Origin of the sequence: Burkholderia sp. LA-2-3-30-S1-D2, from assembly GCF_001523915.2 — a bacterium.
Classification (GTDB): domain Bacteria; phylum Pseudomonadota; class Gammaproteobacteria; order Burkholderiales; family Burkholderiaceae; genus Burkholderia; species Burkholderia diffusa.
In genome coordinates, this window is sequence record NZ_CP013384.1 from 215020 (window position 1) to 235002 (window position 19983).

The 19983-nt window shown below is 63.3% G+C and carries 23 protein-coding genes, 1 tRNA gene and 1 other annotated feature; of the genes, 13 read left to right on the forward strand and 11 right to left on the reverse strand.

The annotated features are described in order from the left end of the window. Nucleotides 1–75: 75 nt before the first annotated feature. The 3 genes from WS66_RS13535 (at nucleotide 76) to WS66_RS13545 (ending at nucleotide 2777) form a co-directional block, all read left to right on the forward strand. Nucleotides 76–735, forward strand: coding sequence for a HugZ family pyridoxamine 5'-phosphate oxidase (locus WS66_RS13535; protein WP_059601890.1), 660 nt, complete (start codon nucleotides 76–78; stop codon nucleotides 733–735). A 354-nt stretch (nucleotides 736–1089) separates the two neighbouring features. Next, the gene (locus WS66_RS13540; RefSeq protein ID WP_006491875.1) at nucleotides 1090–1383 is read left to right on the forward strand and encodes an H-NS histone family protein; all 294 of its coding nucleotides are present in this window, start codon (nucleotides 1090–1092) and stop codon (nucleotides 1381–1383) included. 236 nt (nucleotides 1384–1619) lie between these two features. Then, nucleotides 1620–2777 (forward strand): cation diffusion facilitator family transporter, encoded by a 1158-nt coding sequence (locus WS66_RS13545; protein WP_059601887.1) that lies wholly within the window; start codon nucleotides 1620–1622, stop codon nucleotides 2775–2777. A gap of 28 nt (nucleotides 2778–2805) precedes the next feature. Here the strand turns inward: WS66_RS13545 and WS66_RS13550 are convergent, their stop codons facing one another. The 3 genes from WS66_RS13550 to WS66_RS13560 all read right to left on the reverse strand — a co-directional run bounded on the left by WS66_RS13550 (nucleotide 2806) and on the right by WS66_RS13560 (nucleotide 4656). Next, nucleotides 2806–3276 carry an Lrp/AsnC family transcriptional regulator gene (locus WS66_RS13550; protein ID WP_006477376.1) on the reverse strand — a complete coding sequence of 157 codons (471 nt, stop codon included), beginning with the start codon at nucleotides 3274–3276 and terminating at the stop codon, nucleotides 2806–2808. Between the two features lie 79 nt (nucleotides 3277–3355). Next, nucleotides 3356–4015 (reverse strand): hypothetical protein, encoded by a 660-nt coding sequence (locus tag WS66_RS13555; protein WP_059601885.1) that lies wholly within the window; start codon nucleotides 4013–4015, stop codon nucleotides 3356–3358. Continuing rightward, nucleotides 4012–4656, reverse strand: a complete 645-nt coding sequence (locus WS66_RS13560) for an MBL fold metallo-hydrolase (protein WP_059601883.1) — start codon at nucleotides 4654–4656, stop codon at nucleotides 4012–4014. The genes WS66_RS13555 and WS66_RS13560 overlap by 4 nt, the downstream gene beginning before the upstream one ends. Nucleotides 4657–5318: 662 nt before the next feature. Between WS66_RS13560 and WS66_RS13565 the strand changes: the two genes are divergently transcribed. Further along, nucleotides 5319–5930: a septal ring lytic transglycosylase RlpA family protein gene (locus WS66_RS13565; RefSeq protein ID WP_059601881.1), complete on the forward strand. Its 612-nt coding sequence runs from the start codon at nucleotides 5319–5321 to the stop codon at nucleotides 5928–5930. Nucleotides 5931–6025: 95 nt separating this feature from the next. On the opposite strand, the gene rsmI is transcribed toward WS66_RS13565, so the two are convergent. Continuing rightward, nucleotides 6026–6904 (reverse strand): 16S rRNA (cytidine(1402)-2'-O)-methyltransferase, encoded by an 879-nt coding sequence (gene rsmI / locus WS66_RS13570; RefSeq protein WP_059601879.1) that lies wholly within the window; start codon nucleotides 6902–6904, stop codon nucleotides 6026–6028. A gap of 46 nt (nucleotides 6905–6950) precedes the next feature. Here rsmI and WS66_RS13575 point away from each other — a divergent pair, with 46 nt between their 5' ends. From WS66_RS13575 to trfA, 7 genes are all read left to right on the forward strand, one after another. Then, nucleotides 6951–7379 carry a YraN family protein gene (locus WS66_RS13575; RefSeq protein ID WP_179955273.1) on the forward strand — a complete coding sequence of 143 codons (429 nt, stop codon included), beginning with the start codon at nucleotides 6951–6953 and terminating at the stop codon, nucleotides 7377–7379. Between the two features lie 128 nt (nucleotides 7380–7507). Beyond that, on the forward strand, nucleotides 7508–8092 hold the full coding sequence (locus WS66_RS13580; RefSeq protein ID WP_059601875.1) for an SIS domain-containing protein: 585 nt from the start codon (nucleotides 7508–7510) through the stop codon (nucleotides 8090–8092). Between the two features lie 17 nt (nucleotides 8093–8109). Next, complete coding sequence (locus WS66_RS13585) at nucleotides 8110–8907, forward strand: BON domain-containing protein (RefSeq protein ID WP_059601873.1); 798 nt, start codon at nucleotides 8110–8112, stop codon at nucleotides 8905–8907. Beyond that, the gene (locus WS66_RS13590; RefSeq protein WP_059601871.1) at nucleotides 8904–9263 is read left to right on the forward strand and encodes a c-type cytochrome; all 360 of its coding nucleotides are present in this window, start codon (nucleotides 8904–8906) and stop codon (nucleotides 9261–9263) included. Before WS66_RS13585 ends, WS66_RS13590 begins: the two co-directional genes overlap by 4 nt. Before the next feature lie 65 nt (nucleotides 9264–9328). Further along, nucleotides 9329–9404: transfer RNA gene (locus tag WS66_RS13595), tRNA-Ala, on the forward strand. Nucleotides 9405–9881: 477 nt separating this feature from the next. Then, entirely contained in the window at nucleotides 9882–10232 is a 351-nt protein-coding gene (locus WS66_RS33670) for a DNA-binding protein (RefSeq protein ID WP_159086547.1), read from the forward strand. After that, nucleotides 10229–11011 (forward strand): plasmid replication initiator TrfA, encoded by a 783-nt coding sequence (gene trfA / locus WS66_RS13605; protein WP_082728926.1) that lies wholly within the window; start codon nucleotides 10229–10231, stop codon nucleotides 11009–11011. Before WS66_RS33670 ends, trfA begins: the two co-directional genes overlap by 4 nt. A 27-nt stretch (nucleotides 11012–11038) precedes the next feature. Here the strand turns inward: trfA and WS66_RS13610 are convergent. Next, nucleotides 11039–12159 (reverse strand): IS3-like element IS407 family transposase gene (locus WS66_RS13610; RefSeq protein ID WP_108064606.1). Its coding sequence is split into 2 segments (ribosomal slippage): nucleotides 11039–11901 and nucleotides 11901–12159, totalling 1122 coding nucleotides; the frame shifts between segments, so codons are not numbered across the junction. A 244-nt stretch (nucleotides 12160–12403) separates the two neighbouring features. Here WS66_RS13610 and WS66_RS13615 point away from each other — a divergent pair. Further along, nucleotides 12404–13641, forward strand: a protein-coding gene (locus WS66_RS13615) for an IS3 family transposase (RefSeq protein WP_108064622.1) whose coding sequence is annotated in 2 segments (ribosomal slippage) — nucleotides 12404–12695 and nucleotides 12695–13641 — 1239 coding nt in all. Because the reading frame shifts where the segments join, the coding sequence is not laid out codon by codon here. Beyond that, nucleotides 12685–12801, forward strand: a sequence feature (AL1L pseudoknot). It overlaps the preceding gene by 117 nt. Before the next feature lie 31 nt (nucleotides 13642–13672). On the opposite strand, the gene WS66_RS13620 is transcribed toward WS66_RS13615, so the two are convergent. From WS66_RS13620 to WS66_RS34670, 6 genes are all read right to left on the reverse strand, one after another. Then, nucleotides 13673–14683, reverse strand: coding sequence for a hypothetical protein (locus WS66_RS13620; protein ID WP_159086548.1), 1011 nt, complete (start codon nucleotides 14681–14683; stop codon nucleotides 13673–13675). After that, nucleotides 14680–15591 (reverse strand): recombination directionality factor, encoded by a 912-nt coding sequence (locus tag WS66_RS13625; RefSeq protein ID WP_059608355.1) that lies wholly within the window; start codon nucleotides 15589–15591, stop codon nucleotides 14680–14682. Before WS66_RS13625 ends, WS66_RS13620 begins: the two co-directional genes overlap by 4 nt. 28 nt (nucleotides 15592–15619) lie before the next feature. After that, nucleotides 15620–16615 (reverse strand): YqaJ viral recombinase family nuclease, encoded by a 996-nt coding sequence (locus tag WS66_RS13630; RefSeq protein WP_059608356.1) that lies wholly within the window; start codon nucleotides 16613–16615, stop codon nucleotides 15620–15622. A 77-nt stretch (nucleotides 16616–16692) separates the two neighbouring features. Continuing rightward, entirely contained in the window at nucleotides 16693–17661 is a 969-nt protein-coding gene (locus tag WS66_RS13635; protein ID WP_059608357.1) for a DUF932 domain-containing protein, read from the reverse strand. A gap of 100 nt (nucleotides 17662–17761) precedes the next feature. Then, on the reverse strand, nucleotides 17762–18247 hold the full coding sequence (locus tag WS66_RS13640) for a hypothetical protein (protein WP_082729094.1): 486 nt from the start codon (nucleotides 18245–18247) through the stop codon (nucleotides 17762–17764). Further along, nucleotides 18240–18368, reverse strand: coding sequence for a hypothetical protein (locus WS66_RS34670; RefSeq protein WP_257792079.1), 129 nt, complete (start codon nucleotides 18366–18368; stop codon nucleotides 18240–18242). Before WS66_RS34670 ends, WS66_RS13640 begins: the two co-directional genes overlap by 8 nt. A 793-nt stretch (nucleotides 18369–19161) precedes the next feature. On the opposite strand from WS66_RS34670, the gene WS66_RS33675 reads away from it, so the two are divergent. Beyond that, nucleotides 19162–19983, forward strand: coding sequence for a hypothetical protein (locus tag WS66_RS33675; protein ID WP_159086549.1), 822 nt, complete (start codon nucleotides 19162–19164; stop codon nucleotides 19981–19983).

Genomic DNA, 19983 nt, shown 5'->3' on the forward strand with positions numbered 1-19983 from the left:
GCGTGCCCGAAGCGTTCCAGTGCGGCGCGTCATCGCCACCGTTGCCGCCCAGGCTTTCCGACCGCAGGAGTCACCGTGAACATCGATCCCACCCTTGCCCTGCACCTGCTGCACCGTTGCGCGCTCGGCACGCTCGCGACCCACGCGCGCGACCCGCAAGGCTTTCCCTATCCGACGGTCGTGCCGTTCGCACCCGATGCGAATCATCGACCCGTGATTCTCGTGAGCGGCCTGGCCGAGCATACGCGCAACCTTGCCGTCGATCCGCGCGCGGGATTCCTCGTCGTCGACGCGCCGGACGCCGACGTGCTGAACGCCGAGCGCGCGACACTGCTCGGCCGCTTCATGCCGCTCGGCGACGATCCGCATGTCGTCGCGCGCTACACGCGCTACGAACCCGATGCCGCACGCTACCTCGCGCTCGGCGATTTCACGTTCTGGGCACTCGATATCGAGCGGCTGCGCTATATCGGCGGATTCGGCCGGATGGGCTGGGTGGACGGCACCGGCCTCGATGCGCTGCCGCCGCTTGGGTTCGACGAAGAACGGGCGTTGTGGGAGGCGTACGACTCGAGCGATGCGCGCCGCGACGGGCTCGACCTGCTCGGCGTCGATTGCCACGGAGCCGACTGGCGCTGCGACAACCGCCGCGTGCGCACGCCCTTCGATTCAGTGCCGGGCGACGCCGGCGCGTTGCGCGAACGGTTGATTGCCTGCGCTCGGGAGGTGACGTGATGCAGGGATACGGATATGTCTGAATAACGCCTCGCGCCGTACGATATTTCCGAACTTGTCGCCGGATGAAAGCTTTGATTTTCCCACATGCAGGGTAATTGCGTATGCTGATAGGCCGATTACCGGATCGATAATGTCCTAATCTCAATGCAAGTGCGTAAAAACTTGAGAAAAGGCCGCAGCCGGTCAAAATGACACGCGTGAATTGCAATTGGTCTCGGGATTTGCATGAATCTCGCTTCTATCAAATCTTTTTTGTGCTAATCTCTGCCTTCGAAAATCCGAGGCACATATATTTCATGAATGGTGAGCTGGCGGTAGACCGGCGCCATTGGTCAGATAAAAAGGGAAACTATGTCTTCTTACAAGGACCTGCTGGCCCAGCGGGAGAAGCTGGAGAAGCAAATCGAAGAAGCGAAGTCGCGTGAATACGCTGAAGTGCTGAATGACGTGAAGCAGAAAATTGCCGACTACGGCTTTTCGCTCGCCGAACTCGGTCTCAGCCGCGCGAAGGCAGGTAAGGTCGGCCGTCCGCGCGCAGGCGTGGCCGCGAAATACCGTGATCCGGAAACGGGCGCGACGTGGTCGGGCCGCGGCAAGCCGCCGCGCTGGATCGCTGGCAAGAACCGCGAACAGTTTGCGATTTAAACGATCGTTTAAGTCGACGTCTCGAAAAGAGCCGCGCATCCGTCGAGGAGCGCGGCTTTTTGCATTCCGGCACCGGATTGTATGCGTTTTGTCATGAAAATGTCAGGCGCGGGTGTGAATGAAAATGCAACCCGTTCGCATAAGCGGTTGATTTGAATGGAAAATTTTGGGTTATCGGAATGCCGGGCGGACTTCGTTTGATAGAATTCCGTATCACAACCGATATCTAGCATTTCATGTCCACGTTTTCCGACGACGCGCAAAGCGCAGATAAGCACGCGGTCGCGCGCAAGAGCACCCTCGTTAGTATTGTGCTGAATGTGGTGCTCGCGACGTTTCAGATCGTCGTCGGCGTGGTTGCGCATTCGCAGGCATTGATTGCCGATGGCATCCATTCGATTTCCGATCTGATCTCGGATTTTGTCGTACTGGTGGCCAATCGCCATAGTGGTGCATCGCCGGATGCCGATCACAATTACGGACACAGCCGCTATGAAACCGTCGCGTCGCTGTTTCTCGGCGCGATCCTGATCGCCGTCGGTATCGGCATGCTCTGGCGCGCCGGCGACCGGCTCGTGAATCTCGAAAACATCCCGGCCGTCCATTTTTCCGCGTTGATCGTCGCGCTGACCGTGCTCGTGTCGAAAGAGGCGCTGTTCCGCTACATGCTGCGCGAGGCTCGGCGCGTGCGTTCGGCGATGCTCGTCGCGAACGCGTGGCATGCGCGCTCGGACGCCGCATCGTCGCTCGTCGTCGCGATCGGCATCGTCGGCAGTCTCGCCGGCGTGCGGCTGCTCGACCCGATCGCCGCGGCGATCGTCGGTTTCATGGTCGCGCGCATGGGCTGGACGTTCGGCTACGACGCGCTTCAGGACCTGTCGGATCGTGCACTCGACACCGCCGACACGGCCGAGATCCGCGCGCTGCTCGAGGCGACGCCGGGCGTGCGCGACGTGCACGACCTGCGCACGCGCAAGATGGGCGATGCGGCGCTCGTCGACGCGCACATCCTTGTCGATCCGATGATCTCCGTCTCCGAAGGCCACTACATCGCGGAAACCGCACGTGCGCGCGTGCTGCGCGACCCGCGCGTGCTCGACGCGCTGATCCACGTCGATCCGGAGAACGACACGGCGCGCCGTCCGGCGCTCGCGCTGCCGCCGCGCGCCGAGATCGCGGCGCGGCTCGAGGCCGCGCTCGCGCAACGCGGGCTGCATCCGGCCGCGATCAACCTGCACTACCTGAGCACGGGGCTCGAGATCGACGTGACGCTCGACGCCGGCGCGGGCGATACCGACGCGTCGCTGGCCGGCCGGCTCGACGTCGACGCGCTGAAGCGGCAGTTCGGCGCGCGTCGGATCGGCTTCACGCGCGGATTGCCCGCGCAGGCCTGAGCGGCGCCGGCGACCGCGGGCCCGCGCGTTACAGCGGCAGTTGCGTGTCGAACTTGATTTCGCGCAGCACGACGCTCGTGCGCACCTGCGACACCGCCGGGATCTTGAAGATCCGTTCGTGCAGGAAGACGTCGTAGGCCTTGATGTCGGGCGCGACGATCTTGAGGATGTAATCGGCCTCGCCGGTCGTGCTGTAGCACTCGGTGACTTCCGGGCAGGTCGCGATCTCGCGCTCGAACTGCTCGACGCCGCCTTCGTTGTGGCGGGTCAGATGCACGTGCGCCAGCGCGCAGACGTGCAGGCCGAGCTTCTCGCGATCGAGCAGCGCCGTGTAGCGCTGGATCACGCCCGACTGTTCCATGTCCTTGATGCGGCGCCAGCACGGCGTGCTCGACAGGCCGACCTGGTCGGAGATTTCCTGCACGGAACGGCGCGCGTCGAGTTGCAACAGGCGAAGGATTTTTTGCGAAAAGGAATCGAGCGTCACCTGCGCCTCCATGCGGCAGCTACAACACGCTGAATGTTAGAGGGCTGGGAAAGGAAAGGCAATCTGACGTGGCGCTGTTGAGCGAGATTCGCTAATTTGCTCGCGGATCCGTGGGGTTTTGTCCCGCCCCCGCGTTTTCCGACCGATCGGTGTCCGACACGGCGAGGCCCGCGAGCGCGGCCTGCTGACGGCGCAGGTCGGCGAGCATGTTGCAGAACAGCGCGCCTTGCTCGATCGCGTCGTCGAGCGCGACGTGCGTGTGCGGGTGATCGTCGAACCAGTGCTTCGGAAAGCGCGGCTTGATCGCCTTGCGGTACGGCAGGCCCGTCATCGCGAACGCGAGCGTCTTGATGTCGAGCGCCGACCACGAGAACGGGCAGCGCCCCGCGAAGCGCATCATGTACCAGAACATGAACGTGAAGTCGAAACCGGCCGGCATCGCGACGAATACCGGCTTGCCGGGCAGCGCCTCGACCCACTCGACGTACGCGACCAGCGCCGCCTCGGGCGCCTGCAGGTCGCGCCGGCACGCGGCCCACGCTTCGGGCTCCGTCTTCCACCACGCTTCCTGCACCGGGTGGGCCTGCGCGCCGGGCAGCGTCTCGAGGTTCGCCGAGAACGTCGCGATCAGCTGCTTGTCCTCGGTATAGGCGGCCGACGCGAAGCTCAGCATCGAGTGCGGGCCGGGAATCGGGCCGTCGGCCTCGACGTCGGTGCTGACGTAGATTTCGGGGATGGCGGTCTGGTTCATCCGAACACCTTGTCGGACACGAACGGGTTCGTGCGGCGCTCATCGCCGAACGTCGACACCGGGCCGTGGCCCGGCACGAACGTGACATCGTCGCCGAGCGGCCACAGCTTCTCCTTGATCGAACGCACGAGGTCCGCGTGGTTGCCGCGCGGGAAATCGGTGCGCCCGATCGAGCCGGCGAACAGCACGTCGCCGACGATCGCGACACGATGCGCGCGGCTGAAGAACACGACGTGACCGGGCGTGTGGCCCGGGCAGTGATAGACCTCGAGCGTCTCGTCGCCGAACCGCACGGTGTCGCCGTCCTTCAGCCATTGGTCCGGCTCGAACGCCTCGGCGGCCGGGAAGCCGAAGCGCTGGCTCTGCATCGGCAGTTGCTCGATCCAGAAGCGCTCGTCTTCGTGCGGTCCCACGATCGGCACGCCGTAGTGTGTCGCGAGCGCCTTCGCGCCCGCGCAGTGATCGACGTGGCCGTGCGTGAGCAGCACCTTCTCGACCTGCACGTTCTGCCGCGCGATCTCCTGTTCGATCCGTTCGATGTCGCCGCCGGGATCGACGACGGCGGCGCGGCCCGTCTTCTCGCAGACGAGCAGCGAGCAGTTCTGCTGGAACGGCGTGACCGGAATGAGCGTGACTTTCATGGAGACACCGGCGGCTAAAAGGAGCGATTGTACCGGTCGCGCGCGCTGCCTGCCCGCCCTGCGGCGCGGCGTCGGGTGCGCGGTTCCGGGCAATCCCGGAGCATGCCGATTGTTACAGTCATAGTGAGAATCAATGGTCCGGAAGGGGCGCTTTTCTAGCCGGGCTTTTGGTTTATGTATAATGCGGCCCATTGCGCGTGAATTTCACGCAATTCGCTGGTGTTTCGGCCCCGTTAAAAAAGGGGTGTCGGATTCATCGTCAAGCATCGACCGCCGGGGAGTCCGGCGGTGTATCCAGCACCGAGCATTCGGTGCTCACGTCTTGTCCGGCCGGGTGCTGCGCGCCCGTTCTGCGGCCCTGCTGCCGCGCCGCCGGATGAGGCCTGTGCCGCCGTTCCTGTGCGTTGGCCGTACGCAACGCGCGCGAACGTGATAGCCATGTTCGATGGCGGCATGTGGGGTCTGGTCAGGCTGCCGGGGACAGGTTGCGCCAGACGTGAAAACTAATCAGGACGGTTGCGGCAGAGACGAAAGCCGCGCCCATGCTAGCCGCCTGCTCGCTTGGCCGAGCGGGGCGTGCACGCATTTGCCGTCCGGGCCGCGTATCTGCGTTGTTGAGCAGCGTTGTATCGGTGCGGCCCGAACCAGAAGGCGACACGTCGATGAACTTTCGTTTTCCGACTCGATTCGGGACCATTGCATTATTTTTCGCGCTGACGGGCTGTGCGGTGCCATCCAGCCAGACCACCGGCAGCGCCAACCAGAAGAACGCGGTCAACAAGACGGCCGCTGCCGCGAAAGCGGACGACGACAAGCAGCAACTGAATTTCGATTCCGCGCTGGCATCGATGCCCGCTGCCGACAGCAAGGACGCGAAGAAGTCGTCGCTGGCGGACGCCGAGCCGATCGACGGCAAGGACGTGTCCGACTTCCGCCAGACGGGCCGGGCATCGTGGTATGGCCGGGATTTCCACGGCCGCCGCACCGCGAACGGCGAGCGTTTCAACATGAACGCGCTGACCGCCGCGCACCGCACGCTGCCGCTGTCGTCGTACATCAAGGTGACGAACGCGTCGAGCGGCAAGTGGGTCGTCGTGAAGGTCAACGATCGCGGGCCGTACAAGCGCGGCCGCGTGCTCGACCTGTCTTATGCGGCCGCCAAGATGATCGGCCTCGTGCATGCCGGCATCGGCCGCGTGAAGATCGAAGGGCTGTCGCCGCAGGAAGCGCGCGAGGCGCGCGACGAAATGCTCGCGTCGCTGTCGTCGAAGTAACGCGGCGGTTCGTCCGCACATGCAAAAGGGCTGCCTTCGGGCAGCCCTTTTTCGTTTCCGCGTGCCGGGCGGCGGGGGCCGCCCGCGCTCGCGCGTCAGCCTTCCTTCAGCGCCAGCGCGCGCGCATACAGCGCGTTGCGCGATGCGCCCGTCAGCGCGGCCGCGAGCTTCGCCGCGCTCTTCACCGGCACTTCTTCCAGTAGCAGCTTGAGCAGCGCGTCGTGCGCGGTGTCGTCGGCTTCGCCGACGTCGGCCGGCGCGCCTTCGACGACGAGGACGAACTCGCCGCGCTGCCGGTTCGCATCGCCGGCGAGCCAGCTCTGTCCTTCGGCCAGGGTGCCCTGGAACAGCTGCTCGTGTAGCTTGGTGAGCTCGCGTGCGATCAGCAGCCGGCGCGCCGGGCCGAACGCGTCAGCGAGGGCGGCGACGGTGTCCGTGATCCGGTGCGGCGCTTCGTAGAACACCAGCGCGTACGGGTGTCGCACGAGCGCCTGCAGCGCGCTCGCACGCTGCTTTGGCTTCGGCGGCAGGAAGCCCGCGAACGTGAACGCGCCGGCCCAGTCGCCCGCCACGCTCAGCGCGGTCACGGCCGCGCTCGGGCCCGGCAGCGGAATCACCGGGAAGCCCGCCGCGCGCACGGCGTCGACGAGCCGCGCGCCGGGGTCCGAAATGCCGGGCGTGCCGGCGTCCGACACGTACGCGACGCGTTCGCCCGCGCGCAACAGCTCGATCACGCGCAGCGCGGCTTCGCGCTCGTTGTGCTCGTGCACAGCGACGAGCGGTTTCGAGATGCCGTAGCGGGCCAGCAGCTGGCCCGTGTTGCGGGTGTCTTCGGCCGCGATGCGGTCGGCCAGGCCGAGCACGTGCAGCGCGCGCAGCGTGATGTCGGCGGTGTTGCCGATCGGCGTTGCGACCACATAGAGCGCGGCGTCCGGGTAGTGCTGCGTTTGCGCGAGTTCGAGGAGGGCAGTCATGGCAGGCAATGCGCGCAATCGCGGCGCAGGCGGAACAAGGACGGCATTGTGCCACGCGGCGCCGGCCGCGCCGGGCAACAAGCGCGATTTGCCGACCGGCGGCGGCAACTTTTCCGGCACGGCGCGATCAAGATCGATTGGCGCGACGTTCGAGCAGCGCGCGCGGCAGTTCCTGGAACGTCGCGGTCTCGCGTTCGTCGCGGCGAACGTGACGACGCGCGGCGGCGAACTCGACCTGGTGATGCGCACGCCCGACGGCACGCTCGTGTTCGTCGAGGTGCGCGCGCGGCGCAGCGCCCGGCATGGCGGCGCGGCCGCGAGCGTCGGCTTGCGCAAGCGGCGGCGTCTGGTCGCGGCCGCGCTCCATTTCTGGGCGCGGCACGGCGCGGGTGCCGCATGCCGTTTCGACGTCGTCGCGTTCGAGGCGGGTCGGCTCGAGTGGCTGCGCGATGCATTTCGTGCCGACGACGCGTAGCCGCGAGCTGTGACGAGATGTAAAGAGTTCTTGTCATACCCCCGGAGAGGGTGCCGGAGTGCGGTAAACTCGCCGAACCCATGACGTTGCGCGCTGCGTGCCATGCGCGCCCAGTTCACCAGGAATCGATGTCAGTCGAACGTATTCAGCAACATTTCCGCGACAGCGCCGCGCTTCACGCCGAAGCGGCCGATGCGCTGTCGTTGCCGATCGCGGCCGCGGTCGACGCAATGTTCGCCGCGCTGGCGAACGGCAACAAGATCGTCGCATGCGGGGATGGCCCGTCGGCCGCCGCAGCGCACTACCTCGCCGTGTCGCTCGTCGGCGGTTTCGAGCGCGAGCGTCCGGGCCTTCCCGCGATTGCGCTGGCCACCGATGCGTCGCAGGGCGGTCTCACGGGGGCAGTCGCCGCCGATCAGCTGTTCGCGCAGCAGGTGCGTGTGCTCGGGCAGACCGGCGACATCCTGCTGGTGCTCGACGCGAGCGGCGCGTCGCCGCGCGTGCTGGCCGCGATCGACGAGGCGCACGAGCGCGAGATGACCGTCGTCGCGCTGACGGGCGGCGACGGCCATGCCGTCGGGGCCGCGCTGTCAGACACCGATATTCCGATCAGCGTGCCCGCCTCGCGTGCGGCACGCGTCCACGAAGTCCATCTGCTGACCATCCACTGCCTGTGCGACGGCATCGACGCGATGCTGCTGGGTGAGGATTGAACGAAGGAGAGCCGTCGATGAATCAAAGCCGCGTCAAACAGACGCTCGTCAGAACCACGTTGCTCGCCGCGCTGACGGCGGGCCTCGCGATGTCCCTGCAGGGCTGCGTGCTCGGCGTGCTTGGGGCGGCGGCCGGCGGCGGCGCGCTGATCGCGACCGATCGCCGTACGCTCGGCGCGCAGACGGAGGATCGCGAGATCCAGGTCAAGTCGCTCTCGCAAATCAACAACGGGCTGCCGGATCAGTCGCACGTGAACGTGACGGTGTTCAACCGCCGCGTGCTGCTGACGGGCGAAGTGCCGAACAATGCGTCGAAGCAGCGCGCCGAGGAAATCGTGCGCGGCATCAACAACGTGAACGGCATCGTCAACGAGTTGTCGGTCGAGCCGTCGTCGTCGCTGTCGTCGCGCGCGAACGACTCGTACCTCGAAGGGCGCGTGAAGTCCGAGCTGATCGCGACGAAGGGGCTGTCGGCGAACTACTACAAGGTCGTCAGCGAGCGCGGCAACGTCTACCTGATGGGGCTCGTGACGGTCGACGAAGGCAATCGCGGCGCCGATGCAGCCAGCCAGGTGCCGGGCGTCGAGAAGGTCGTCAAGGTGTTCCAGTACATCCAGCCGCAGGACGCGCAGGCATTGCAGGCCGCGTCGCCGAGCGGGGCGTCCGGGGCGCAGGCCGCCGCCGCGCCTGCGGATGCCGCGACGGTCGGTGCGGTGCCCGATGCGTCGGTCCAGTCCACGCCGCTGCAACCGCCGGCACCGATCTCGAATTCATCGAGTGTGCACCCGGGCAACCCGAAGGCAACGCCGCAATGAAGTCGACGCAAATGAAGATCAGTCAATGGATGGTGCAGGGCGCCGCAGCCGCGGCGCTCGCAGCCGGTGCGCTCGGCACGGCGCAGGCGGACGTCGGCGACGGCCTCAAGGTCGCGCGCGGCAACGCGTGCATGGGTTGCCACGCAGTGGACCGCAAGCTCGTCGGTCCGTCGTTCAAGGACATCGCCGCCCGCTACAAGTCCGATCCGCAGGCCGTCGCGAAGCTGTCGAAGAAGGTGAAGGACGGTGGCTCCGGCGTCTGGGGCGCAATTCCGATGCCGGCGCATCCGCGCATGAGCGACGCGGAGCTGCGTTCCGTGGTCGAATGGGTGCTGGCCGGCGCGCCGTCAAAGTGACGTGCCGGGGTGACGGAACCCCTATTGCCAAGCGCGGAAATGCGTGTGTATGATTGAAGACTGTTGGGGCGGTAGCTCAGCTGGGAGAGCGTCGCGTTCGCAATGCGAAGGTCGGGAGTTCGATCCTCCTCCGCTCCACCAAGAATTTCCTTTAAAACCGGCCGCTTAGGCCGGTTTTTTCTTGTTTTTCTTCTATATCAGTCCCAGTCTTTTTCGGTCCTTTCCAGTCTATTAGTGTCCCAGATTTGTCCCGCGTGAGACCCCTGTCGGACCGGCCGATGCGGCCACTATGGTTCCGTCCGCACGCGTATCCTCTGTTGACTGATTTAAGCAGACCATAGACAATCCAACTCGATTGACCTTTGACTTGATCGGACGAGCCGATCAAGGCCCGTGTGGATAAGCACCCTCCGCGCGCGGTTAACGACATGCCAACCGACCGAATACGAACGGCGTCGGCGCAGCGCAAGACAGAGCGCAGCAGGGCATGGCGAAGGAGCCACTGAGGGCCATTCGGCCCGCCTCTTGGTACAACGCTGCGGCGTCTGGGCCATCGGCTGGTGCGCACGTTCGGTAGCTCACATGCAGATACTGCTTGTGGGTCGCCGGAGTTCGCCCATGCCAAAAGATTTTCCCGTCGAGTTGCTGACGCTCGGTCAGCTATGTCTTCTTCTCCATAGAAAGCCCGCGACAGTCTACGCAGACATTGCAGGGAAGCGTTTCGATCGCTTGCCGCCGATCGTTCGATTGCCCGGCCAACGGAAGTTGTTCTGGCGCAAGCAGGATGTACTCGATTGGATTGATGAGCACGTCCAACCAGCAGTCGCCGCCACGGTAGTCGCAGCCAATTTCCGTAAACTGCCGCGAAATGCGGACCGGATAACGGAGTCGCCGCAATCGCCGCGAAGTGGGCGACCGACGAAACGGCAGCAGCTTGAACGTCTGGCGGCGGCTCGGGAGGGCAGATGATCTCCCAAGATGAGGAGACGTTGCCGCCAATTGGCGGGCGTGCCCGGCCGCGCCGCTTTTATGGTCAACCGATGAATGACGTGCATACGCGCACCGGTATCGACCACTCGACATGTCGCGAGCAAGAAGCGACTGGTCCGATAAAATCTGCGGCCGATGTCATCCTCGCTCACTCGCCGCAGATCGTACAGCGGTCGGCTGCGCAACGGGCCAGGGAAGCTGCGCAGCGCGCAAAGCTGGACGCGGCTGTAGCTGAGAGCGTAATCATCCAACAGCTGTCGCTCCCTTTCTGGCCTGCGAAGTTCCGCGCCCTGCCGAACGAAATTTTCAGATCGGCTCTCTTCAACGCACGCAACAAATGCAGGAAACGCGAGTATCTGAAAGAGCGTGAAATCTACGTCATCGGCGACGGTCGGATCACTTACACGGGTGAAGAGCTAAGGCAGGATGATGAGACGGTCTGGCTTCAATTGATTCAGCTCGCCAAGTCTCAGCCGCTTGGCGAAAGCGTGCGGTTCACCGCACGCTCTTTTCTCTTGGCGATCGGATGGCCAGTGAAAAGCCAGAGCTATACCCGTTTGCGTGATTGCCTGACGCGTATGCAAGCCACGTCCTTGCAAGTGATAGTAAAGCGCCTCGACGACAGCAACCGAAAAGGCGAGGAGGAGGGCAAGGCAATGTCGATGATCCCGGCATTCGAATGGCGCGACCCGCGTACCGGTGCCGCACTCAAACAGTACAGGGTGCAATTGGCCCCACTGACCTGCCCCCTTCAATAGGGCCAATGGGCTTCTAGCAAAGTCCTGTTAAACCAGCTCCTGGAAAGCGGCAGGAGCATCCGCGGTTGCCCGGTGTTTCGCCGCAAACTCTGACGGCGCAAGGTAGTTCAGTGCGCTGTGCGGCCTTTGCTCGTTGTAGTCCTGACGCCATGCCGCGATGACAGCCCGAGCGTGCGCGAGCGTCGTGAACCAGTGCTCGTTAAGGCATTCGTCGCGGAACTTGCCGTTGAACGATTCGATGTACGCATTTTGCGTTGGCTTGCCCGCCTGAATCAACTTCAGCGTGACGCCGTTCGCATATGCCCACTGGTCAAGCGCGCGGCTCGTGAATTCGGGTCCCTGGTCTGTTCGCACCGCCTTGGGATAGCCACGGAAGCGAGCTGCACGGTCCAATGCCCGAGCGACATACAAGCCTGAGATGCCATGGTCGACGACGATGTCGACAGCCTCTTTCGTGAAGTCGTCGACGACGGTCAGGCACTTCACGCGACGGCCGTTGGAAAGCGCATCCATCACGAAATCGATTGACCACACCTCGTTGGGCGCGCCCGGCAATGCCAGTTGCTCGCGCTCAATCATGACGCCATGGCGCTTGCGACGGCGCCGCACAGCCAGCCCTGCCTCACGGTACAGGCGATAGATGCGCTTGTGATTGGCGTGCGTGCCTTCGCGCTCCACCAGGGCGTGCAGTCGACGGTAGCCGAATCGACGACGTTCGTGTGCCAATTCCACCAGACGCGCCGCTAGCAGCTCATTCTCGTGGTCCGGCTTCGCGTCGTAATGCAGCACGCTGCGAGAAAGCCCGACAAGCCGGCAGGCGCGGCGCTCGGAGATATTGACCTTCTCCCGAATCGCCGACACTGCTTCGCGTTTGGCTTGCGGGCTCAGGGCTTTCCCTTGACGACGACCTTCAACGCTTCCATATCGAGCATTGCTTCGGCCAGCAGCTTCTTCAGCCGGGCATTCTCCACCTCGAGGTCCTTGAGCCGGCGGGCTTCCGAGACTTCCATGCCGCCGAACTTCGCGCGCCAGGTGTAGAACGACGCGTCACTGAACCCGTACTTCCTGCACAGTTCCTTGACCGCCATACCGGCTTCGGCTTCCTTCAGAAACCCGATGATTTGCTGTTCCGTAAAGCGCTTCTTCATGTCCGTCTTCTTCTCCGAAAACGAACTTTACTAGACTCCGGCTGGCCCTGTTTGTAGGGGGCAGGTCACCACAACTGGTCGATCTGTATGGTGGAAAAGGCTATTTCACCCGAGTTGAGTGGGCGCAGCGGCTTGATCTACCGCCTGGTATTGCAACATGGCTACATGGCTACTTTGCAAGTCATGAAGTGCCGTGAACCGCACCGGATTTTGTGGAGGCTCGTATTCTTGAGAGAATCGAGTCATGAACAAGAAGGCAAGCAAATTTTCCCCGGAAGTGCGGGAGCGCGCAGTGCGTCTGGTACGCGAACAGCGTAGCGAACACCCGTCGATGTGGGCAGCGGTCGAATCGATTGCGCCGATGATCGGCTGTACGCCGCAGACGCTGCTGGATTGGGTCAAACGCGACGAGGTCGACCGCGGGGAGCGCGATGGCGTGAGCACGGCCGAGCGTGAACGCATCAAGGCCCTGGAACGCGAGGTCAAGGAACTGCGCCGGACCAACGAGATTCTCAAGCTGGCGAGCGCGTTTTTCGCCCAGGCGGAGCTCGACCGCCGTTTCAAGTCCTGAAGGCCTTCATTGATCAGCATCGCGACACCTTCGGGGTCGAGCCGATCTGCAAGGTCTTGCGGATTGCCCCGTCGGGCTACCGACGCCATGCTGCGCAGCTTCGCGATCCGTCCAAACGCTGCGCCCGCGCCAAACGCGATGAGCTTCTGCAGCCGGAGATCAAGCGTGTCTGGCAGGCCAACATGCAGGTCTATGGCGTGCCGAAGGTCTGGAAGCAGATGAACCGTGAGGGCATCTTGGTCGCACGCTGCACGGTCGGGCGGTTGATGAAGCTGCAGGGCTTGCGAGGCGCAGTTCGCGGCAAGCGAGTTCGCACGACGACTCCCGATTCGAGCGCGCCGTGCCCGCTGGATCGGGTGAACCGGCAGTTCAAGGCTGAGCGACCGAATCAGCTTTGGGTGTCGGATTTCACCTACGTCTCGACATGGCGGGGCTGGCTTTACGTGGCGTTCGTCATCGACGTGTTCGCCCGTCGTATCGTTGGCTGGCGCGTCAGTTCGTCGATGACCACGGACTTTGTTCTGGATGCACTTGAACAGGCGCTGTACGCTCGCCAACCGGGTGACGACGGGACATTGATACATCACTCCGATAGAGGGGCGCAATATGTCAGCATTCGGTACAGCGAACGGCTGGCTGAGGCCGGCATCGAGCCGTCGGTCGGCAGCCGGGGCGACAGCTACGACAATGCGCTGGCCGAAACGATCAATGGCCTGTACAAGACGGAACTGATTCATCGGCGCGCCCCTTGGAAAACGAGGGAATCCGTCGAACTGGCAACGCTGCAATGGGTGGCCTGGTACAACCATCATCGGTTGATGGAACCGCTCGGCTATATCCCGCCCGCTGAGGCTGAGGCAAACTACTACAGGCAACTCAGAAATGCCGCTGACTTGCCTGCATTAACTTAAACCAACCGGCCTCCACGATTCCCGGCGCGGTTCAGACTGTCGGTCGGATCAAGCCGGCGGCAACATCGCGCGCAAGCTGTGTCAGGTGGTCGTCGACGGGATCGGTATCCAGCAGCGACGTGACGGGGGCGTCTCGTGGCGCGTGGCGGCCGGACGCGTCGCCGTCGTGCTCAGGGACGACTTTGCGACTAACGGTCTCATCGGCGGGACTCGCTACGGCGGGCGAGACCGCGAATGGAGTCACGGTAGTCAAGCCTGCAACCTCCGCGATGCAGGCTGCAGTCGCGTCAGGAACCTCCGTTACTGGTGCGACTGTGGGCGGCATGAGGCCAGTCGCGAGGGGTAACGGTCTGGATGACGGCGACTGAAGCGCAATGGCCCACAACAGGCATGCGACGCCTTCGAGGATTGCCGCGAACATCAACCCCGACAACAGGTCGACGCGAGCCGTCGTCGTGCGGAGTAGCGCAGCGAGTCGCGACGTGACCGGATCAGCGAGTAACGCATCGCGTCGGGCCGCAACTTGGTCGCGTTCGACTTGAGCGCGTCGTGCCTCGTCCGCTTCGGCGTTTAGCGAGTCGAGTCGTGCGGAGAGCGTCGCGCGACGGGCGGCCAGTGTCGCGCAGTTCCCGACGCAGTAACGGGCGTTGGCCGACGCGAGTTGTGCCGTGACGGCCGCGCGTTCGGCCATGACAGCTACAAGACTGCGACCCGATGTCGGAACCGGAGCTTGCTGTACCGATGATGCCCTCAGTTCGCCCGCATGTTGCTGCGCGGAGACAAAGAACACCGCGTGCCCGAAACATGCCGTTGTCAGACACGCACCCCATAAAACGCTACCAATACAGCGGACGAGCACCGACGCATGTCGGAGTAGTGCGGGCAACAGGTGCGCGCTCGTGACGAGCACCAGGCCGATCGCCACCCAGACGAGCCGTTCCGAGAGCGAGCCACCGCGCTGCCAGCCGCCGAATACCGACAGACAGAGCGCGGTGGACGTTGCGCCGATCGCTAGGGCGAAGGCCCAGCGGCGCGTACTCATGCCGCTTTGCCGCCGAGCAGCACGGCCTTGCGTTCCAGTTTCTCGCGCAGTGTCGCGGGCGTACCGGCCAGACCGCTCTCCGCGGAGTCTGGCCGTTCGGTCGTCTCCGGATAGAACTCCTCGGCGACCGCAGCTTGTTCGTCGGGGCTGTCCTCAAATGCGCCGTTGGCGAACCCGAGTCGCGCTGCGGCGTCAAGCGCCGCTTGATCGAATCCAGCCCCTCGGCGGCGCGTGTCGAGCTCCTTCGCCTCGATCAACGCCTGCTCAAGCGTACAGCCCGATCGAACGCCCAGGTCGACGTAGTAGATCGCCGAGCGGTAGCTCTGCGTCGTCGACTTGCCACGCAGTTTCAGCTCGAGCGGCAGGCAGGCGAGCAGGTTGCCGGACACCGCAGCGAAGTAGCGCAGACGTGCGGCGAGCGTGCGGATGGAGTTGAACGACGTGGTCCTGAAGATGAACGAATCCATGTCCTCCCCATCCCCGACCAGTACGTTTAATCGGCCATACGGCTTGCAGCCGCCTTGCTGTCCGAACGCGCAGCCATCGGGCGACGCGCAGGGCAGGCTTTCGATGCCGTTGCCGTCCGCCGCAACGCGACGGCACGTTTCGCCGTTGCCGAGGCATACGGGCCGTCCGGTGTCGCGGTCGAACAGCGTGTACTCGGCGCGAAGGTTTAGGTCCGGGTCATCGAAAAGCATGCGAACCGGAATGGCGCGGAGCTTGCCGGGTGTGGCTTTGCGCAGGGTTTCGTTTAGCGGATGGAGCATCCATTCGCCGCGCTGCTGCACTTGCGTCGTCAGCGTGAAAGCGTCGTCTTTCTCGGGCAGACGCTTTCCGTTTTTCTCGACGATACGACCGATGGAAATGCGCCCCACGACGGGCGGCGTAATGGAAAGACCTTTCAACATGGCGTTATCCTTTCAGCTGAACGGAAAATCAGACGGAGATGAGGAAGCGCCGGGAGCCGGGCTTCGAGGTGGCGTACTGCGTTTCGTACTCGGGGTGATCAACGAGTAACCGTTTCAGGTCAATGGTGGACGATTCCCGGCTGCGCTTGAACGAGACTTCGCCCGTCTCAAAGACTGCCCGCGTTGCCTCGCCCATTGCCTGCTGGATTGCCTGCTTCAATCGTGCTTCGAATGCTTGGTTCGCCTCGATCTGCCCTCGCACAGCAACGAGGTCGGCAAACACCGATGAGAGCTGCCGATCATCCGTGAAGTCGACGGTGCCTCCGTTACCCGGATAGAGGTGGCGCAACGCCCGATCGGCTGATTCGGACCCATCCGCGGGCGGAGGTGTATCGGATTCGACGCAGCGCCAGAAGCGCGATTCGAGTTCGACGAGTCGGCCGATCAATGCGTCATCTCGTTCGACTCGAAATACTTTGAGAGCCTGACCGCACAGCAGTACCGCGACGTGCGCCGCCTGCTTGCCTGTTACGGCGAGCTGGTGCTGCACCTGGATCTGCACGTATTCGGGAACGCCGTCGCGCCACAGTCGCGTGCCAAACTCGCCTGCCGTCTTGCATTCCAGAATGGAGGCGTCGCGAGCGCCGACGATCTCGCGGTCAATGTTGGCAAGCATGAACGGCACGCTCGGATGCCTAAGCACTGCATTGACACGCCTGACGCGATTGCCTGTCTGTTTCGTGTACACGGCGGCAACGATCGGCTCCAGCAGCGTGCCCCAATACGTCGGCGACGCTGTATCGTCGGAATCGGGCCGGGGTAGGCCGTCTGCCCGTCCGGTCTTGTCAAGCCATAGCTCCAGCTGGCTCATGTACGGATTGAGCCCCACTGCCGCAGCGGCGTCTGATCCACCGATGCCCGTACGGCGCACGGCGAGCCAATCGTCGCGGCTCAGTTCCTGCGTTTTCACGAGCTTCAGCGCCGGTCGTCGCGCGCGGGGCCTGTCGGGTTGGACTGCACTCATAGCCTCTCCAGAAATAAAGCGGCCCGGCGGGAGAACCTGACCGAGCCGTGGGTGAGGGGAAACAGGAGGAACCTGGCTTACACGACGAGCTTGAGCGCTTCATCCCACGCTTTCTGCTTGATCGTTGCGCCTTGTCCGAACCATGCGGCATCGCGACGGTGATCGTCGCTGCGCGCGCGGCGATGGTGATCGACGTACTCTGTCACTGCATTGAGCAGTCCCCACACGGTGCCACTTGCCGACGCCAGTTCAGCTCCCTTACCGTGCCCGGCGTAGAGCTGCCCGATCGCCTTGATGGCCCGCTCATTGACGGAGGCTGTGTCGCGATTGGCCGGGCTCGTGGTCGGATACGTGAGCACACGCCGCAGGAACGCTTCGACCGCCGTGTCCGACACTTTGCGGTCGGCGAGTGCCTTCGTTCTTGCGATGAACGCGTCCCACGACGAGATCGCGATGCCGAGTTGGCGTTTCACGGCTTGGGCGTCGAACTGCGAACGGTGCGGCACCTTGACGGCGTTTGTGCTTTCTCCCAACGCGATTTGCAGCGTGTTGTTGCACACGACACGAATCGATGTGAACTGGGCCGTAGTGGCGAGGCTCCCGTCACACGCAGTAGCAAGGAGGAGGTACCCGGACACCTGATCCTTGCCCTTGAGCGTCGCGGATTGGCCTGTGCGAGCCAACGCCCATAGCTTCTTGCCTTCTTTAAGCACGCCCGCGGTCTCCAGTTCGAACCCACCGACTTCGGTGAGGTCGCGGTAGAAGTTCAGGATTTCCATTGGTTGAACGACCTGATAGCGGGCAGATACGACGGAGAGCGGAGCCTTCGTGTCGGAACGATAGAGGACCTTCTGTTCGGGAAACGCATGGATTGAGCCGAGCGCGTTGTCGTGAGCGGCAACGAAGCGCACTTCGGCGGATTCAATCTGCCAGTTCATGCCCGCCGCCTTGGCCCAGGTTTCAAGCGGTTGCTTCGGAGCGAGCTTGTTACCGAGGCCGTGCCAAGGTTCCTCACCGGTATACGCCATGGTCTGTACGAGATGCACTTTTTGAACTCCTGTGAAAAGATGACTGCATAAAGCCCGACGTGACGCCGGGCAGGACGAAAGGGAAAAGCTGGGGGAAGAGAGAGGGAAGTGGAACGGGTCAACTCAGACGGACGGTGAAGAGGCGTCCGCAGGCGAGGCACCGCCAGTTGTCCAATACCTTCTGGTCGATGGCTTCGCCCAACGCTGCGCCAGTCGCGCAACCGGCGGCGCCGGCCACAAGCCCGGCGAGAATGGCGCCGGCGACGCCGCCGCATACAGAGCCAACAGGACCGCCGAGCATTCCGACGGCCGCGCCGGTTTCGGCGCCGGATAACACGGCGGCGGCACCGCTCGTGGCGCCCGCCGCAGCACCGATGGCGCTGCAGACACGCCTTGCAATGTGCCGTTGTTCGGTGCGAAACGACTCGCACGACGGACACGGAAAAACCAGATCGCCTTTGCCGGGGCGAAAGCGGGGCGATTCGCCTTCGCCGTGCTGCGGCGGGGGAGGCCTCTGGCGGAGCCGATCCAGCGCCGATTGCCACGCCGGGTTCTCATCCTCGTCCCCGTCGTCGTAGGGAAAAAGCGGAGGGCGGTCACGCATGGCACGCGACCTCGCGCCGGACCTTGCCGAGATATTTGCAGAAGCAGATCGACCAAAGCACGCCGGAGAGGTAAGCGAGTGCGAAGGCAATCAGGTATTCAAGTGGTGAGATCGGGAGCATCACTGGACTCCTGAGGCAGGTTCGTCCGTGCGGGATTGCCCAGACGGAGTGGCCGTGGTTGGCCGGGCTCAGGGGAGTGATATGTGATCCAGTTTTTTTTGATTCCATCCCGCGATGGCAATGGAAACTGCACACGTTTCTCGAGTGCTTTTTTGCGGCGGCTGCGCAGTTTTATCGCCATATCCCGGAAACCGGATCGCTATATTCGCTGCCCCTAGGTCGCGCGTCTCACGCAAAGCCGTCTGCCAGGTGCGGACAAAAACGCCTGACAAGCGCTGGGTAGCAATCTTGAGAGTCGATGGTCGACTGAGAGGGGCCCGGAGGTTTGCAAGCGGCCTCACGTCGACAGCGGTGCAGCCATATCGTCGCCGATAGACAGTATCGTCCACTCGCGGTCATGGTTCGTCTTCGTTGCCCGTCATTCATCGATGGGTCGAAGGGCCAGATGCGCACGTCATAGCGGATTGGGTGGGATGCGACCGGAGTTCGACGTTCGGCGTCGCTTCCGACCCTTCCGAGTCCACTATCGTTGCGCTGGAGCTACAGGTCTCGCGTGTCGACGCTCATATCTCACCCAAATCTGGACCTTCTTGCCGATAAGTGCGAAACTTTGCGGCAATACGGTTTGCAGTTTTCTAGGGTAAGTTTTCAGACACATGTGCAGTTATCAGCTATGAAAGGCGAGGTCATCGTTGTCACGAATTGCACTAACCGGAAGCGTGTCGGTAGGGTAGACGTTGCTCTCGGCCAGGTCGGCACGCGTGGATCGTTGACGTCTATTGCTGAGCGGTGGGTGAAAGCCATCGAGAAAGCGCAACTATCGACGCAGGCTAGGGACGTCTACGCCGGGCGAGCATTCGTCGAGGCACGGCGTGTAGCTGCAATACTTGAAGGCACGCTTCACATCGTCTCGGCAGGACTCGGTGTAGTGGGTGCATCAGATTTCATCCCGTCATACGACCTAACCGTCGCAGACGGCGCAAATTCGTTGAAACCGCTTCTCGTCCGACTCGGCAAAGACCCTGGTGACTGGTGGGCAGCATTGACAGCAGAACTGGGAGAGCATCGCTCCGTTCGCGCGTTGCTCGGGAGATACTCGAATGCGCTGGCGCTATTTGCGTTGCCGGGTAGCTACGTCGCGCTTATCGCTCCGGAGTTGGCTTGCCTGACGAAATCGCAGGTCAACAGAATCCGCATCATTACGTCTGGTCATGGTCAGGCACTGGTGCCAGACCACGCTCGCCACGTCGTTCTGCCTTATGACGAACGCTTGGAGGGCTCTTCATACCCCGGGACCCGCACAGACTTCGCGCAGAGGGCGTTACGCCACTTTATCGAAGTGCTGGACGGGCATCGACTCTCCGCCGAAGAAGGGAGGAAGGCTGTTGCGAATGCGATGCGCACGTTGAAGAAGCCGACTATTCCAGCACGCACAAAGAAAACTGACCCAGAAATTCTGGCGCTTCTGCGAAAGAACTGGAGCCGTTTTGGTGGCGGCTCAACGCGATTACTGCGTTACCTGCGAGACGAAGCGTTGGTTTCCTGCGAACAAGGGCGATTCCGCGGTCTATGGAGCCTTCTTCAGCAAGAACTCGCAATGAACGGCAAGAGTTGA

Bases quoted from the DNA above. Each gene is read 5' to 3' on its own strand.
- WS66_RS13540 (WP_006491875.1), top strand. From the start codon at position 1,090: ATGTCTTCTTACAAGGACCTGCTGGCCCAGCGGGAGAAGCTGGAGAAG.
- WS66_RS13545 (WP_059601887.1), top strand. From the start codon at position 1,620: ATGTCCACGTTTTCCGACGACGCGCAAAGCGCAGATAAGCACGCGGTC.
- WS66_RS13550 (WP_006477376.1), bottom strand. From the start codon at position 3,276: ATGGAGGCGCAGGTGACGCTCGATTCCTTTTCGCAAAAAATCCTTCGC.
- WS66_RS13555 (WP_059601885.1), bottom strand. From the start codon at position 4,015: ATGAACCAGACCGCCATCCCCGAAATCTACGTCAGCACCGACGTCGAG.
- WS66_RS13560 (WP_059601883.1), bottom strand. From the start codon at position 4,656: ATGAAAGTCACGCTCATTCCGGTCACGCCGTTCCAGCAGAACTGCTCG.
- WS66_RS13565 (WP_059601881.1), top strand. From the start codon at position 5,319: ATGAACTTTCGTTTTCCGACTCGATTCGGGACCATTGCATTATTTTTC.
- rsmI (WP_059601879.1), bottom strand. From the start codon at position 6,904: ATGACTGCCCTCCTCGAACTCGCGCAAACGCAGCACTACCCGGACGCC.
- WS66_RS13580 (WP_059601875.1), top strand. From the start codon at position 7,508: ATGTCAGTCGAACGTATTCAGCAACATTTCCGCGACAGCGCCGCGCTT.
- WS66_RS13585 (WP_059601873.1), top strand. From the start codon at position 8,110: ATGAATCAAAGCCGCGTCAAACAGACGCTCGTCAGAACCACGTTGCTC.
- WS66_RS13590 (WP_059601871.1), top strand. From the start codon at position 8,904: ATGAAGTCGACGCAAATGAAGATCAGTCAATGGATGGTGCAGGGCGCC.
- WS66_RS33670 (WP_159086547.1), top strand. From the start codon at position 9,882: ATGCCAAAAGATTTTCCCGTCGAGTTGCTGACGCTCGGTCAGCTATGT.
- trfA (WP_082728926.1), top strand. From the start codon at position 10,229: ATGATCTCCCAAGATGAGGAGACGTTGCCGCCAATTGGCGGGCGTGCC.
- WS66_RS13620 (WP_159086548.1), bottom strand. From the start codon at position 14,683: ATGAGTACGCGCCGCTGGGCCTTCGCCCTAGCGATCGGCGCAACGTCC.
- WS66_RS13625 (WP_059608355.1), bottom strand. From the start codon at position 15,591: ATGTTGAAAGGTCTTTCCATTACGCCGCCCGTCGTGGGGCGCATTTCC.
- WS66_RS13630 (WP_059608356.1), bottom strand. From the start codon at position 16,615: ATGAGTGCAGTCCAACCCGACAGGCCCCGCGCGCGACGACCGGCGCTG.
- WS66_RS13640 (WP_082729094.1), bottom strand. From the start codon at position 18,247: ATGCGTGACCGCCCTCCGCTTTTTCCCTACGACGACGGGGACGAGGAT.
- WS66_RS34670 (WP_257792079.1), bottom strand. From the start codon at position 18,368: ATGCTCCCGATCTCACCACTTGAATACCTGATTGCCTTCGCACTCGCT.